The organism is Bradyrhizobium sp. USDA 10063, from assembly GCF_054063735.1.
Window position 1 is genome coordinate 2,402,561 of the sequence record NZ_JBSSGP010000002.1, and the last position, 14,001, is coordinate 2,416,561.

At 61.5% G+C, this 14,001-nt stretch carries 12 protein-coding genes and 1 pseudogene; 5 read left to right on the forward strand and 8 right to left on the reverse strand.

Features of this window, described 5'->3' with window-relative positions:
• Positions 1 to 3: 3 nt before the first annotated feature.
• Positions 4 to 1,056 carry a hypothetical protein gene (locus ACVJGD_RS13845; RefSeq protein ID WP_456634857.1) on the reverse strand — a complete coding sequence of 351 codons (1,053 nt, stop codon included), beginning with the start codon at positions 1,054 to 1,056 and terminating at the stop codon, positions 4 to 6.
• 226 nt (positions 1,057 to 1,282) lie between these two features.
• Between ACVJGD_RS13845 and bamA the strand changes: the two genes are divergently transcribed.
• Entirely contained in the window at positions 1,283 to 3,643 is a 2,361-nt protein-coding gene (gene bamA / locus ACVJGD_RS13850; protein WP_456634858.1) for an outer membrane protein assembly factor BamA, read from the forward strand.
• Here the strand turns inward: bamA and ACVJGD_RS13855 are convergent.
• Positions 3,624 to 4,199 (reverse strand): DUF6456 domain-containing protein, encoded by a 576-nt coding sequence (locus tag ACVJGD_RS13855; protein ID WP_456634859.1) that lies wholly within the window; start codon positions 4,197 to 4,199, stop codon positions 3,624 to 3,626. The two genes, bamA and ACVJGD_RS13855, sit on opposite strands and share 20 nt — an antisense overlap.
• A 97-nt stretch (positions 4,200 to 4,296) precedes the next feature.
• Positions 4,297 to 4,830 (reverse strand): GcrA family cell cycle regulator, encoded by a 534-nt coding sequence (locus tag ACVJGD_RS13860; protein WP_456634860.1) that lies wholly within the window; start codon positions 4,828 to 4,830, stop codon positions 4,297 to 4,299.
• 134 nt (positions 4,831 to 4,964) lie between these two features.
• Here ACVJGD_RS13860 and ACVJGD_RS13865 point away from each other — a divergent pair.
• From ACVJGD_RS13865 to ACVJGD_RS13875, 3 genes and pseudogenes are all read left to right on the forward strand, one after another.
• A pseudogene (locus ACVJGD_RS13865) lies at positions 4,965 to 5,604 on the forward strand (S24 family peptidase).
• Between the two features lie 100 nt (positions 5,605 to 5,704).
• Positions 5,705 to 5,980, forward strand: coding sequence for a hypothetical protein (locus ACVJGD_RS13870; RefSeq protein WP_456640252.1), 276 nt, complete (start codon positions 5,705 to 5,707; stop codon positions 5,978 to 5,980).
• 177 nt (positions 5,981 to 6,157) lie between these two features.
• Complete coding sequence (locus ACVJGD_RS13875; RefSeq protein WP_456634861.1) at positions 6,158 to 7,312, forward strand: OpgC domain-containing protein; 1,155 nt, start codon at positions 6,158 to 6,160, stop codon at positions 7,310 to 7,312.
• Between the two features lie 26 nt (positions 7,313 to 7,338).
• On the opposite strand, the gene cyoD is transcribed toward ACVJGD_RS13875, so the two are convergent.
• The 5 genes from cyoD to ACVJGD_RS13900 form a co-directional block, all read right to left on the reverse strand.
• Complete coding sequence (gene cyoD, locus ACVJGD_RS13880; RefSeq protein ID WP_456634862.1) at positions 7,339 to 7,728, reverse strand: cytochrome o ubiquinol oxidase subunit IV; 390 nt, start codon at positions 7,726 to 7,728, stop codon at positions 7,339 to 7,341.
• Positions 7,725 to 8,375: a cytochrome (ubi)quinol oxidase subunit III gene (locus tag ACVJGD_RS13885; protein ID WP_456634863.1), complete on the reverse strand. Its 651-nt coding sequence runs from the start codon at positions 8,373 to 8,375 to the stop codon at positions 7,725 to 7,727. The genes cyoD and ACVJGD_RS13885 overlap by 4 nt, the downstream gene beginning before the upstream one ends.
• Before the next feature lie 3 nt (positions 8,376 to 8,378).
• Positions 8,379 to 10,376 (reverse strand): cytochrome o ubiquinol oxidase subunit I, encoded by a 1,998-nt coding sequence (cyoB, locus tag ACVJGD_RS13890; RefSeq protein WP_456634864.1) that lies wholly within the window; start codon positions 10,374 to 10,376, stop codon positions 8,379 to 8,381.
• Complete coding sequence (gene cyoA, locus ACVJGD_RS13895) at positions 10,366 to 11,199, reverse strand: ubiquinol oxidase subunit II (protein ID WP_456634865.1); 834 nt, start codon at positions 11,197 to 11,199, stop codon at positions 10,366 to 10,368. Before cyoA ends, cyoB begins: the two co-directional genes overlap by 11 nt.
• Positions 11,200 to 11,534: 335 nt before the next feature.
• On the reverse strand, positions 11,535 to 12,767 hold the full coding sequence (locus ACVJGD_RS13900; protein ID WP_456634866.1) for an acetyl-CoA C-acetyltransferase: 1,233 nt from the start codon (positions 12,765 to 12,767) through the stop codon (positions 11,535 to 11,537).
• Between the two features lie 186 nt (positions 12,768 to 12,953).
• On the opposite strand from ACVJGD_RS13900, the gene ACVJGD_RS13905 reads away from it, so the two are divergent.
• Positions 12,954 to 13,985: a TRAP transporter substrate-binding protein gene (locus ACVJGD_RS13905; RefSeq protein WP_456634867.1), complete on the forward strand. Its 1,032-nt coding sequence runs from the start codon at positions 12,954 to 12,956 to the stop codon at positions 13,983 to 13,985.
• Positions 13,986 to 14,001: the final 16 nt, after the last annotated feature.

Below are 14,001 nucleotides of genomic sequence, written 5' to 3' on the forward strand. Positions count from 1 at the left end.
GCTTTACTGCTGCTTCTCCCAGAACTGCAACAGTCCCTGCGAGGCCGAGCCGCCGATCACGCAGGGGATGCCGACCGCGACCTGCCCGAGCGCCGCGGCCGAGACGCACCCCAGCGAGAGCGCGCCGACGCCCACTTGGCCCCAGAAGTCCAGATTGCGCCGGCTATCGGAACCTTTGGCCTTGAGTTCGTCGACGGCGGCAAGAGCATCCTTGCGCAGCGCCGTAATCTGCACCGTATCGGCGGCGTCGACGACCTCCGCGAGCGGCGCCTTGATCGGCGGCTTCTGCCGCGCCAGTTCGTTACGCAGGAATTCGCGCAGGCTGGCGTCGCGGATCGCATAGCTCGCCAGCGTATAGCGCGCCATGCTCCCGACGGTGAGCTTGTCGACGGTATCGCGGCTCCTGCTCCACGGCAGCATTTCGATGATGCGCTGGATCGGAACATGAGAGCCGGTTGCGAAATAATATCCCCACAGCGTGTCCAGGAGATCCTGATTGGTGGCAAAGGTCAGCTTCGTGTTCAGCTTCTTCTCCTCCTTGGCAAACGGATTGCGTGTGAACGCGCCGCGCAGCTTGTCCATCATCCCCGGTGTCGCCTCCTCGAGCGGAATGTCGTTGAGGGTCGGCAGCCCGCCGGAAAGGTAACTGTCGATCATCACCCTGCGCCCGGGCATTCGCGGCGCGAGCCTGCGCAGAATATTCCGCCAGTCAGCCAGCCCGGAATAGGCAACGGCACGCACGATCACCCATTCGTCTTCCGGCGCAACGGGGAAGAAGCTCGCAATCAGTTGTTCAGCCTTTTCCGGGCTGGAGCCGATCGCGCCGGCGATGAAGCCGAGATAGATGCCGGCATTTTCCGGCTCCTTGAAGCTTTGCGAATGGAAGAGAATGCGCACTGCGGCGGGCACATGGGCATAATCCGGCTTGGCGCGATAATTGTAGATCCACTGCTGGACGACGGCGAGCGAGGCGCGCGGGTCGATGTCCGGCGTCTTCTCCGCATGCGCCGATTGCATCAGCAACAGGGAGCTTACGACGAGAACTGCGTAACGCATCCGGCACTCCTGACGAGCGTTGATGCATTACCGCACCAACATCTCGGACTTTTTGGCGCAAAGCTTGATGCCGCCATTGCGACAATTCTGAGAAGCGCCGGTTAAATAAGCACGCTCAAATTATGGCGCGTGGCCAATTCCAGCCTGCAACTGACCTCAGGTACGACATCGTTTTGCCCGGCGCCCGCAATTCGATGTCGCCGGTCAATGGGAGACCGCAAGGGAAGTGAAGCTTGAGCGCATCACGCAGTATCGGCGGCCGTCAAAGCCGCGCGTGATCGGCTTGTCGCTTGTCGCCGCTGCAGCCCTGTTGAACGGCGTCGCACCACTTGCCGCCGAGAGCGTTCCTGCGCCAACTGCGCTGATTATCGTCGACGGCAATCGCAGGGTTGAGGCCGATACCGTACGCTCCTACTTCCACCCAGGGCCAGGCGGCCGGCTCGATGAAGCCGCGCGCAATGAAGCCCTGAAGGCGCTGGTCGCAACCGGCCTGTTCGAGAAGGTCTCGATCGAGCATGCCGGCGATCGCCTGACCGTGCATGTGACCGAAGCACCAATCCTCGATCGTGTCGCCTTTGAAGGCAACAGGAAGATAGCGGATGCCGATCTGGCCGCAGCGATCGAATCCAAGCCGCGCGGCAGCCTGCAGCGCTCAACGGTACAGGCGGACGCGGGCCGCATCATCGAAGCCTACCGCCATGTCGGACGCGACGACGTCCGTGTGGCGCCCGAGATCATCAACCGCGGCAATGGCCGTGTCGATCTCGTTTATATGATTAAGGAGGGCGCGAAGACGCCTGTCCGCCAGATCAATTTTGTCGGCAATCGGGCCTTCGGCGCACGCCAGCTCAACGCCGTGATCAAGACGTCGGCCACCAACATGCTCAGTTTTCTGACCGGCGGCGACGTCTACGATCCCGACCGGATCGCGCAGGATCAGGAGCAATTGCGCCTTTACTATCGCAGCAAGGGCTACGCCGATGCCACCGTTGGCTCAGCAACGGCCGAATACGATCCAGTCGCCAAGGGATTTGTCGTCACCTTCGCGATCGATGAAGGTCCACTCTATCACTTCGGCGATATCAGCGTCGCCTGCAACATTCCCGGGCTTGATCCGCAGAAGCTGCGTGATGTCCCACCCGCCCGCGCAGGCGCGGTATTTGACGGCAATGCGCTGGACAACAGCACCGAACTCCTCGCCGTCGAGATGGCCAAGCTCGGCTATCCCTTTGCCCAGGCTGTGCCGCGCATCACCCGCGATGACGCCGCCCGGCGGATCGATGTCGCGTTTGTGATCGACCAGGGCCCGCGCACGTATGTCGAGCGTATCGAGATCCATGGCAACACCCACACCCGCGACTACGTGATCCGGCGCGAGTTCGACATCGCCGAGGGCGATCCCTATAACAAGACGCTGATCGATCGCGCGGAGCGGCGGTTGAAGAACTTGAACTACTTCAAGACCGTCAAAATCACCAATCGACCCGGTTCGACGCCCGATCGCGTCGTGCTCGATGTCGAGACCGTGGACCAGGGGACCGGCGAGTTCAACATCTCGGGCGGCTACTCGAGCACTGATGGCGCGCTGGTCGAGGTCAAGGTAGGCGATCGCAATTTCTATGGGGGCGGAAAGAACGTTCAGGCCTCTGTGAGCTATGGCCAATATGCCCGCGGCATCGACCTCGCGGCATCGGAGCCCTATTTCGTTGGCACCAAGGTGTCGGCGGGGATCGAGCTGTTCGGCCGGCAGAGCGAGGTGAACAGCTACCAGTCCTACAACAGCACGACCTATGGCTCGACGCTGCAATTCGGCACGCCGATCACCGAGCAACTCGGCGTGCAATGGCGCTACTCGATCTACAACCAGGACATCTCGCTCGGCTCGACCAGCTCCGGCTTGGTGCCTTCGCTTGCAGTCCAGCAGGCTGCTGCTAATGGACCGGCGTGGGTCTCCGCCATTGGTTCCACCTCGACCTACAGCACGCTTGACAACAACAAGAGCCCTACCAGCGGATTCAGGTCGCAGCTCAGCCAGGATCTGGCCGGCCTCGGCGGCGACGTGAAGTTCCTGCGCACCAACGAAGACGCGCGCTATTACCAGTCACTCACGAGCGATCTCGTCGGCATGGTCCGCGCCCAAGGCGGCTACCTCAGCGGCTGGGGCGGCCAGCAGGTGCCGCTGATGAACAGCTTTTTCGGCGGCCCGACCATGGTTCGGGGGTTTGCCACCAATGGCTTCGGTCCACGCGATCTGACGCCCGGCACCACGATGGATAATGTCGGCGGCAGCGCCTATTGGGCGACGACCGCGGAACTGCAGAGCGGAATCCCCGGCGTGCCCGATGAATACGGCCTCAAGGTATCGGCCTTCGTCGATGCCGGAAGTGTGTTCCGCTATACCGGCCCGAGCAGCGTCGGCGGCACCGCGCTGCAAGTCGCAAATAAAAACATCGTGCGCTCCTCGGTCGGCATGGGCCTGACTTGGGCCTCCCCGTTCGGCGCCCTTGCGGTGGACTATGCGGTGCCATTGACTAAAGCCGCCTATGACGTGGTGCAGCCGCTCCGCTTCAGCGCTGGAGGCTTTTGACGGGAACAGGATGCGGCGTCGCAAAGCCGTAGATCAGCGCCAGCCGATCGAGACATTCCTTGAAGCGACGCGCAAAGTAATCGCTCCAGCGCTGCGTTCGCAGTCCCCTCCGTTCGCCGACCTGCTCCATGGTCATGCCGAGGATCAGGACCTCGTGCACCAGTGCCGAACCGTCGGCGCCGAGCTCGCGCTCGATCCGGTTGAGCCGCGATACCGCCCTGCGCTGGGCCTCGGTGATCGGCTCGCGCCGCGTGCCGCCATCGACATATTCCCTGGTGGTGTCGACCGCTCGCGGTCCGCGTTCGGCCCTCTCCCAATCACTTTGGAACTCGCGGCCAGCTCGAAGCTGCACGTCATCGATCTGATGATGCGAATGCAAGCGTCCGAGCGGATCGTTGCGGATCGAGCGCAGCGCGACGATTTTGTCCCCGGGCTCGAGCGCAAGGGGATCGTCGACCTCAACGCTGGCGACTTCGGCGTTGTAGGGCAACTCCTGTGCGCGGCGGTCATGCGCTCTTGCGGGATGATATGGTTTCTTGCGTTTGGCGCGCGGCATGGCTTGGCTCCTTCAAGGCAGAATTCGATCGGGACCATCTCGCCGATGGCGAGACGTATCGTTTGCTAGGTGGATGGAGTGGAGAGCGCGTACCTGGCTATGCCGGCTCGCCCTGGCGCAGCGGTGCGATGCTCGGTGATGTCTCGGTCTCGAGCTCTGGGTTGCGGCTCAAGTGGAAATGAGGCGTGCAGTAGCTTGAGCCGGGCCGCCTCCGATGACCGCAGAAGGTGATGGGTTCGCCGTCGCTGTCACCGCCATAGGGGTATCGGCAATCTCCGTGTTCAAGCTCCACCAGCGAAAGGTGACGCGGCTCTATCTCGACACAGCGCAGCTCGACCGGCGGCGCCTTCTCGAATACGGGCATCCGCCAATGGAATTCGATCGATCTTGGTTCGCGGGGCTCGGCCGACCTGTTCAGTTGCGGCACTGGCGTCAGCCGCGGCGGTGCTGGCGGCGAACCGTCCGGCATCGTCAGACCGAGCCGCCTGGCGCGGCCGATTGCAGCGCTTCTCGTATAGTCGGTGTTGAATCTGGCGTTGATCGCCTTGGCGATCTTCGCAAAGCTCATGCTTTGGGCAAAGTATTCCCGCAGCGCGTCCGAATGTTCGGGCGCCCAGCCTGTCACTTCCATTGTTGATTCTTATCCTTCCCTTCGGCGCCCGACGCCTCACCGCCAATTTCTGATATTCCGAAATCAAAGTCAAGCTTGATTTCTGATTATCCGAATTGCTATGCTTTCCCGCGGATTCGAGGGAGGGACGTGCCATGCTGGACGCCAGACTGATCGAGCGGGGACTGCGGAAGCCGGGCAAGACCAAGGGTGGGCTCGCGCAGGCAATGGGTGTTCGCCCCGGCGCCGTTTCGGAAATCCTGTCCGGGATACGCCAGATCAAAGCGTCCGAAATTGCACCGATCATGGAATATCTCGAACTCAACTCGGTGCCGATCATGGGTCGCGTCGGCGCCGGCGCCTCGATCGAGCCGGAGTATGAGCAAGTGCCTCCGGAAGGGCTCGGCGAAGTCGAGTTGCCCTTCCCGATCGCGGAAGAAACCATTGCATTCGAGGTATCGGGCGATTCGATGCTGCCGAAATACGAGAATGGCGACATCATTGTCGTCTATCGCGAACAGCGACACCCCCTCTCGAGCTTCTATGGCGAGGAGGCAGCCGTTCGCTTGAAGACAGGCGAGCGCTATCTGAAGACGATCGAGCGCGGAAAGTCGCCGACGCTGGTCAACCTGACGAGCTTTAACGCCAAGCCGATCAACGGGGTAAAGCTCGAATGGATCGGCGAGATCTGCGTGACCCTGCCGAGAGGCCAGATCGAGCGGGCTGCGCAGCAAGGCGGCCGCACGGTCCCGCAAAGCCGCCAAGGGGCAGGATTCTCGGGCGCCGGAGAAATAGCTCGATTTCTGATTTTCAGAAATTATACTTGACTAATTTCTGATTTTCGGAAATTATGCGCCCGTCGTTGCCTGCGAGAGAGGTGGCCGGTTTGGCCGACATGCAGTATTTCGTCGTGATGATCGATTACGGCCGCCGCGGCCGCGAGGCCATCGTTGATCCCGAAATCACACGGCGCGAAGTCATCGCGCGGATTGCATCGGGCGAATACCGGAACATCAGCTTCATCCACGAAATCTCCGATTCCGCTGTCGAGGACGTGACGGCTGATATTCTCACCGAGGCTGCCCTCCCCGACATCAGCGCTGATGAAGTCGACCTGCAGGCGAGCGCCTTGGACCATCGCCGCGATCTGCGCAAGCACGAGCAAGCCTGATTGGCCGCTCGCGTGAATCGCGGTGAATCACATTCCTATTTCGAAAACGTGATCGTCCGCAGCTTTAATTCATCAATCGCGGATTAAATATTCTCGACGCAACGTTTATTCGGAGCGGCGGCGGGGCGCGATGGATTTCGCGATTCGCTGCTCCGAACTTATGAAGTCTTGCTCTCAATGAATCCATGTGTGAAGGCCGAGATCGCGGCGCGCGACGGCGATCTACGCATCTTCCTTCTGCTCGGCATCGCGAATTGGTCCCTGTTCCTGGATCATATTCCGCACAACGCCGTGAGTGCGTTGACGTTGCGGAACTTTGGATTCAGCGGCGCGACCGAGCTCTTTGTATTTGTCATCGGCTATGCCGCCGCGATCATGTACGGGAAGATCATTGTGGAACGCGGCTTCGTCGTGGGAGCGACCCGCATCTTCAAGCGGGTATGGCAGCTTTACGCAGCCTATGTGGTGCTGTTCGTCGTCTATGTCGACCTGATCGGATATGTCGCGGCCGAGTCCGCCGCGCCCGATCTCTTCACCGAGTTCAACATCACCGACTTCATCGAACATCCGATTCGCGTGATCATCCGTGGCCTGCTGCTGCAGGCCAAGCCGCTCAATCTGGACGTATTGCAGCTCTTCATCGTCCTCATGGCGTTCCTGCCCGCCGTGTTGTTCGGCATGATGCGCTGGCCACGCCTGACCATGATTGGGTCCGTCGCGCTCTATCTATTGGCGCGTCACTTCGATTGGAACCTGACCGCCTTTCCGGAAGGACGCTGGTATCTCAATCCCTTCTGCTGGCAGTTGCTATTCGCGCTGGGCGCCTGGTTCGCGGTCGGTGGCGCAGAAGACGCGCATGTGATCCGCGCGATGCAGAAGCTTCCGGCCTTGCGTGCCACCGCTTTGATCTATTTGCTCCTCGCCCTAACGGTCATGTCGGCCGGGAAATCGCCGGCGCTCGCTGAAATAATACCCAATTCGGTGCTCGACGCCTTTCCGCCCAACGACAAGGAGAACCTTGCTCCCTATCGGGTGCTGCACCTGCTGGCGATGGCGTTCTTTTTCACCATGCTGGTACCTCGTGACTGGTATGGACTTCAATTGCAGGCCTTGCAGCCCCTCATCAAATGCGGCGAACAGTGGCTGGCGGTGTTCTGCTCCGGCATCTTTCTTTCATTTGCCGGGCATCTGGTTCTGATCACGGGCCCCAAGTCACTTGCGATGCAGGTGCTCGTCAGCGCCGCCGGCATCCTCGGCATGACCTGTGTCGCCTATTACGCGTCGTGGTCCAAGCGGCAGGACCATAAATCCGCGGTCGGCGCACGACCCTGACTGGCGTCCTATGGAAGCGTGCGGCGCTAGCGCTGCATCTGCATGATCTGGTCCATCGGCATCATGTTCTGATTGAGGTTCGCCATGATCCATAGCGAGCCGCCGATCACCAGGAAAACGATGAGCACGCCGAAGGCGAGCGCCATCACGTTATTCGTGTTGTCTGGTCCGGTCGTGATGTGAAGGAAGAAGACGAGATGCACGCCCATCTGGGCGATCGCCAGCACGATGATGGCGACAGGAATGCTCGGCTGCCAGACGAGGTCAGTGCCGGCAACAAAGAACGAGGTCGCCGTCAGCAGGAGCGCAAGGCCGAGGCCGGTGACATAGCCCAGTACGCGCAGGCCGACGCCGCCGTCGCCTTCGTCGCCCGGGGCGAGATCGATGCGGTGCTGTTCCGAAACCTGATCGCTCATGGCTTGCTCCCGAGCAGATACACCACCGAAAAAACCGCGACCCAGATGATGTCGAGCGCGTGCCAGAACAGCGCAAAGCACATGATCCGCCGCCCAATGTCGGCGCGAAAGCCCTTTGCAAACACCTGCGCCATCATCGTGAGCAGCCAGAGGATACCGGCGGAAACGTGCAGGCCGTGGCAGCCAACCAGGCTGAAGAAGGCGGTCAGAAATGCGCTGCGTGTCGGCCCCGCGCCGCGTGCGACCAGGTCCGCAAACTCGCGCCCCTCAAGGTACAGGAAAGCCAGGCCGAGAACGCAAGTCGCTGCCATGCCCACCTGGAACCAGAGCTTGTTTCGGACGTCGGCCGCGATGTTGGCGAGCCCGCAGGTGAAGCTCGACAGCAACAGGAAGACGGTCTCGATGGCGACCCTTCTGAGATCGAACAGTTCGGACCCCTTCGGTCCCCCTGCGGTCTGGTCAAGCAGGACCGCATAGGCCGCGAAGAAGCACGAGAACATGACGATGTCGCTGAGGAGGAATATCCAGAAGCCGAAACCGGTGACGATCCGCTTCGGCGCCGGCCCCTCATGCGCGACTGCGGCATGCGGGATGCCGCGCAGACGATGCGGATCGGCATGGGCATATGCCATCGTGGTGTCCGCCATGGCTTACGCCCCCGCCAGGCTGGTCAGGGCGCGCCGCTCTTCGATATTGGCGCGATCGATGCGCGCTACCTCCTTCGCCGGGATGACGTATTCGTCATGGTCACGCCATGCGAATGCGACGAAGGTGGCAAAGGCGCCGATCGCGCCGGCCGCGACCATCCACCAGATGTGCCAGATCAGCGCAAAGCCCATGATGGTCGCGAAGAAGGCGCACACGAAGCCGGTCGGCGAATTGCGCGGCATCTCGATGTCCCTGTAGTCCGGCTCGCGCTTCTCGAGGTCCTGCCGCTTGGCATGCGCCTTCAGCGACCAGTAGGCATCCTCCCCGGTCACGTCAGGTGGAATCGCGAAGTTGAACACCGGCGGCGGCGACGCGGTTGCCCATTCCAGCGAGCGACCGTCCCAGGGATCACCAGTGCGGTCGCGCAGCTCCTCGCGATGCCGAACGCTGACGACGAGCTGCATGATCTGGAAGATGATTCCGATCAGGATGATGACGGCGCCGGCCGCCGCGATCAGGAGCCATGGGCGCCATTCCGGGACGTCGTAATGTTGCATTCGCCGCGTCATGCCGAGAAAGCCGACCGCATAGAGCGGCATGAAGGCGACGTAGAACCCGATCAGCCAGCACCAGAACGCCGCCTTGCCGAGGCCCTCATGCAGGCGGAAGCCGAACGCCTTCGGAAACCAGTAGGCATAGCCGGCGAAAGCGCCGAACAGCACACCGCCGATGATCACATTGTGAAAGTGCGCGACCAGGAACAGGCTGTTGTGAAGCAGGAAGTCCGCCGGCGGCACGGCGACCAGCACGCCAGTGAGGCCACCGAGGATGAACGTCACCATGAAGCCGATCGCCCACAGCATCGGCGTGTTGAAGCGGACCCGCCCGCCATACATCGTGAACAGCCAATTGTAGATCTTCACACCGGTCGGCACCGCGATGATCATGCTGGCGATCCCGAAGATTGCGTTGACGTAGGGACCGGCGCCCATGGTGAAGAAATGGTGCAGCCACACCATGAAGGAGATGACGCAGATCGCCATGGTGGCGAGCACCATCGACCGATAGCCAAACAGCGGCTTGCCCGAAAACGTCGAGACCACTTCCGAGAAGATTCCGAACGCAGGCAACACGAGGATGTAGACCTCCGGATGCCCCCACGCCCAGATCAGGTTCATGAACATCATCACGTTGCCGCCGGCCTCATTGGTGAAGAAATGGAAGCCGAAATAGCGATCGAGGATCAGCATCGCCAGCGTTGCTGTCAGGATCGGAAACGCCGCCACGATCAGGAGATTTGAGGCTAGTGTGGTCCAGCAGAACATCGGCATGCGCAAATATGTCATGCCCCTGGTGCGCAGCTTCAGGACGGTGGTGACGAGATTGATGCCGGCAACCAATGTGCCCACGCCGGAGATCTGGAGCGACCAGAGATAATAGTCGACGCCGACACCCGGCGAATAAGTGAGTTCCGACAGCGGCGGATAAGGCAGCCACCCGGTGCGCGCGAACTCGCCGATTACGAGCGAGATGTTGACCAGCAGCGCCCCTGTTGCCGTGAGCCAGAAGCCCACGGAATTCAGGGTCGGAAACGCGACGTCGCGCACGCCGAGTTGCAGCGGCACCACCAGGTTCATCAACCCGATCACGAACGGCATAGCCACGAAGAAAATCATGATGGTGCCGTGCGCGGAGAAGATCTGGTTGTAGTGCTCCGGCGGCAGATAGCCTTGCGACTGGAAGGCAACCGCCTGCTGCGATCGCATCATCAGCGCATCGGAAAATCCACGCAGCAGCATGACCATGGCCAGCAAGGTGTACATGACACCGATCCGCTTGTGGTCGACGCTGGTGATCCATTCGCGCCATAGATATGGAAGATGGCCGGCAAGGACGACCCAGGCGAGGACGCCGAGGATGACGAGCGCGACCACGCCCGAGGCGACCATCGGAATCGGCTGATCGATCGGAATGGCGGACCAATTCAGCTTACCGAACATCTTGGCCTCCGATATACGACTGCGCGCTTTCTGACGTCAGCTTCGGCCCCGGGCCCGGGGGTATCTGCTGGGTCACGATGGCGTGGAACAGCCGCGGATCCTCGAGCCGATAGGTCGATGTCACGGTCTCGACCGATTGCTGGGCGAGCCTTCTATAGCTCTCCGCGTTCAAGATACGATCGGTCCGGGCCGTGCGCGCAACCCAATCAGGAAACTCGAGCTGCGGTACGACCTGGACATCGAACTTCATGTCGGGAAAGCCATCCCCGCTGAAATGAGATGACAGGCCCTGAAGGGTGCCCTGATTGTCGGCACGCAGCTTCAACCGCGTCACCATGCCGTTCATCGTGTAGATCATGCTGCCAAGCTGCGGGATAAAGAACGCATTCATCACGCTGCCGGAGGTCAATTCAAGATCAAGGGGAGAACCAACAGGCACCGTCAGCGTGTTGACCGTCGCGATCCCCTGGTCCGGATAGATGAAGAGCCACTTCCAATCGAGCGACACGACCTGGATGCGGACCGGCGCGCCAGTCCCATCAATCGGCCGGGCAGGATCCAGTTGATGCGATCCGATCCATGCGACGCCGCCGAGCAGGATGATCGTCAGCGTTGGGATCGACCACACGACGAGCTCGAGGCGACCGGAATACGCCCAATGAGGTTGATAGGTCGCCCGCGGATTGGACTCGCGAAACCAGAAGGCAAAGGCAAAGATTGCCGCGATCGTCGGCAGGACGATCGCCAGCATGATCCCGATCGAGTCGATCAGAATCGTCTTCTCGGCAGCAGCGATCGGACCTTGCGGATCGAGAATATTCATCGCGAAGCCGTGACGGTGTTGTTGCTACAGCGGGGGCGCGTTGGAACGATTCTTCAGGCGGACAAGGATCAGCTTGGCCGGAAACCGGGCAACGGCGCCGAGGTCCCGACAGAAAGGCTGTCACCTTAGAGGTTCATCCGGCGATTGTCCGATCAAATTTCACCCGCCTGGACGCGATCCGCAGGCTCGATCGTTCATTTTTGAAAAAAGCAGTCCGGTTTCTGATGGCGCAATATCCAGGCTCGTTCCGAGTCCGCTTTACCTTCGATCTCAATGAATGAAAATGCGAATGGTCCGGAACGAGCATCCCATGAACCCAATATGCTCCAGCTCCCTCACACCCGCTCGATGATGATCGCGGGCGCCATGCCGCCGGCGGCGCACATGGTCACGAGACCGCGCTTGAGATCACGCCGCTCCAGCTCGTCCAGCATCGTGCCGATCAGGATCGAGCCGGTCGCGCCGATAGGATGACCGAGCGCGATCGCGCCGCCATTGACGTTGACCTTCGCGCGATCGAGCTTGAGGTCACGGATGAATTTCTCCGCGACCACGGCAAAGGCTTCGTTGATCTCGAACAGGTCGATGTCGTCCAGCGTCAGCCCGGCCTTCGCCAGCACCTTGCGCGCCGCCGGCACCGGCGCGTTCAGCATCAGGGTCGGCGAGTCCCCCATATTGGCCATCGCGACCACGCGTGCCCGCGGCTTCAGGCCGTGCTTCCTGGCGTAGTCGGGCGAGGCTAGCAGGATCGCGGCGGAGCCGTCGACCACGCCGGACGAATTTCCCGCGTGATGGACAAAGTCGATGTCGAGATCGGGGTATTTTTCCAGGATCAGCTTGCGATAGGTCGTGCCCTTGTCATCGAGTGCGTAGTCGGCGATCGCGGGGAAGGCCGGCTTCAGCGCCGCAAGCCCCTCCAGCGTGGTCTGCGGCCGCGGATACTCCTCCTTGTCGAGCGCGAGCGTGCCATCCTCGCGATAGACCGGGACCAGGCTTTTGTCGAAATGGCCGCCCTTGATCGCGCCCGCCGCGCGCTTCTGGCTTTCCAGCCCAAGCGCATCGACATCCTGCCGCGTGATGCCCTCGAGCGTCGCCACCGCGTCGGCGCAAACGCCCTGGTGCGATTGCGGATGCCTTGCGCGCAGGCGGAGATTGCCGGCGTCCATCATGAATGGCCCCTCACCGCGCCGTCCTTCCATCGACATCACCTCGGTGCCGCCGGCGATCACGAGATCCTCGGAGCCCGACATGATCGAAGCCGCCGCCATGTTGACACTGGTGATGCCGGAACCGCAGAAGCGATCGAGCGTCACGCCGCTCGCCTTCACGTCATAGCCGGCATCCAGCGCCGACATTCGGCCGAGATCGCCGCTCTGCGGGCCGCGCTGGGAACTGGTGCCCCAGATGATGTCGTCGACATCTGCGGTATCGATGCCGGTGCGGTCGGCCAGCGCGCGCAGCACGGTGGCGCCGAGCTGCTGCGGATGAATGCCTGACAGCGCGCCCTTGCCCGCCTTGCCAATGCCTCGCGGCGTCCTGCATGCATCGATGATCAGCGCGTCAACCATGGTCTGTTCCTCACGATATTGGTTGGGCGCATTTGCAGCCGATCCATTCGCAAAGTCAATTCGCGCCCGCGCAAGCCGCGCTTTCCGGTTGTGGCGCTTTGCAGCCTCAGCTTGCGCGCCGTTCTTGACGATCAATTTCGTTTATGCGCAGCTACTTCCAACAACAACACGTCCCAGGGAGGAAATATGGTCGCGATCGGGCGGACCCTTGTCGGCTGCGCATTTTTGGCTGCGTCGACAGTGCTGACGCAAGCCGCCGAACCGCTTCACCTGCGGGTGGCGGATTCCTTTCCGAAGGGCCACTACCTCGTCAAGCTCGTCCTTGAGCCATGGATGGAGGAGGTCAAGAAGCGCACCAACAACGCCGTAACCTTCGACCACTATCCGGCGCAGCAGCTCGGCAAGGCCGCCGACATGCTGAAGCTGACGCAGACCGGTGTTGCCGATATCGGCTATGTCGCGCCCGCCTATGTCTCCGACAAGATGCCAGTGTCGGAGGTCGCGATGCTGCCGGGCGCCTTCGAGCATTCCTGCCAGGGGACGCTGGCCTATTGGAAGCTCGCGCGGAACGGCGTCATTGCGCAGCAGGATTATACCTCCAACAATATCCGCCTGCTGCTCGCGGTCAGCCTGCCGCAATATCGCATCTTCACCGTCAAGCAGCCGGTCAAGGATGTCGGCGATGTCGCCGGCCTGAAGCTGCGTTCCACTGGCGGCGCGCAGGATCTTACGCTGCGCGCCATCGGCGCAGTGCCGGTGCGCATGGCAGCGCCTGATGCCTATGAATCGCTGTCGCGCGGAACCATGGACGGGCTGTTGTTCCCGCTCGAAAGCGTGGTCGCCTATGGCGCCGACAAGCTCGTGAAATACTCGACCGACGGATTGGGCTTTGCCAGTTTCATCGTCGCCTATTCGATCAGCGATACCGCCTGGAAGAAGCTTTCGCCCGAGGTGCAGAAGGCGATGATCGATGTCGCCGAGGAGATCGTTCCCTCCGCCTGCCAGCAGGTCCAGAAATCGGACGACGAAACCAAGAAATCGATGGAAGCCACGGGCGTCAAGTTCGAGACGCTGTCGCCCGACGCCAGCGCGAAATTCAAGGACCTGATGAAGGGCGTCGCCAAGACCTGGTCGGAAGGTCTCGACGCGCGCGGCAAGCGCGGCGGCGAGGCGCTGAAGGAGTTTGACGCGGCGGTGGCGGCCATTCCGGTCAAGTAACTCGGGGGAGCTAATT

Excerpts from the sequence above, each read along its gene's own strand:
- ACVJGD_RS13900 (WP_456634866.1), bottom strand. The coding sequence starts at position 12,767 with ATGGTTGACGCGCTGATCATCGATGCATGCAGGACGCCGCGAGGCATT.
- ACVJGD_RS13870 (WP_456640252.1), top strand. The coding sequence starts at position 5,705 with ATGCAGTATTTCGTCGTGATGATCGATTACGGCCGCCGCGGCCGCGAG.
- ACVJGD_RS13875 (WP_456634861.1), top strand. The coding sequence starts at position 6,158 with ATGAATCCATGTGTGAAGGCCGAGATCGCGGCGCGCGACGGCGATCTA.
- ACVJGD_RS13885 (WP_456634863.1), bottom strand. The coding sequence starts at position 8,375 with ATGGCGGACACCACGATGGCATATGCCCATGCCGATCCGCATCGTCTG.
- ACVJGD_RS13845 (WP_456634857.1), bottom strand. The coding sequence starts at position 1,056 with ATGCGTTACGCAGTTCTCGTCGTAAGCTCCCTGTTGCTGATGCAATCG.
- ACVJGD_RS13905 (WP_456634867.1), top strand. The coding sequence starts at position 12,954 with ATGGTCGCGATCGGGCGGACCCTTGTCGGCTGCGCATTTTTGGCTGCG.
- cyoD (WP_456634862.1), bottom strand. The coding sequence starts at position 7,728 with ATGAGCGATCAGGTTTCGGAACAGCACCGCATCGATCTCGCCCCGGGC.
- ACVJGD_RS13855 (WP_456634859.1), bottom strand. The coding sequence starts at position 4,199 with ATGCCGCGCGCCAAACGCAAGAAACCATATCATCCCGCAAGAGCGCAT.
- cyoB (WP_456634864.1), bottom strand. The coding sequence starts at position 10,376 with ATGTTCGGTAAGCTGAATTGGTCCGCCATTCCGATCGATCAGCCGATT.
- ACVJGD_RS13860 (WP_456634860.1), bottom strand. The coding sequence starts at position 4,830 with ATGGAAGTGACAGGCTGGGCGCCCGAACATTCGGACGCGCTGCGGGAA.
- cyoA (WP_456634865.1), bottom strand. The coding sequence starts at position 11,199 with ATGAATATTCTCGATCCGCAAGGTCCGATCGCTGCTGCCGAGAAGACG.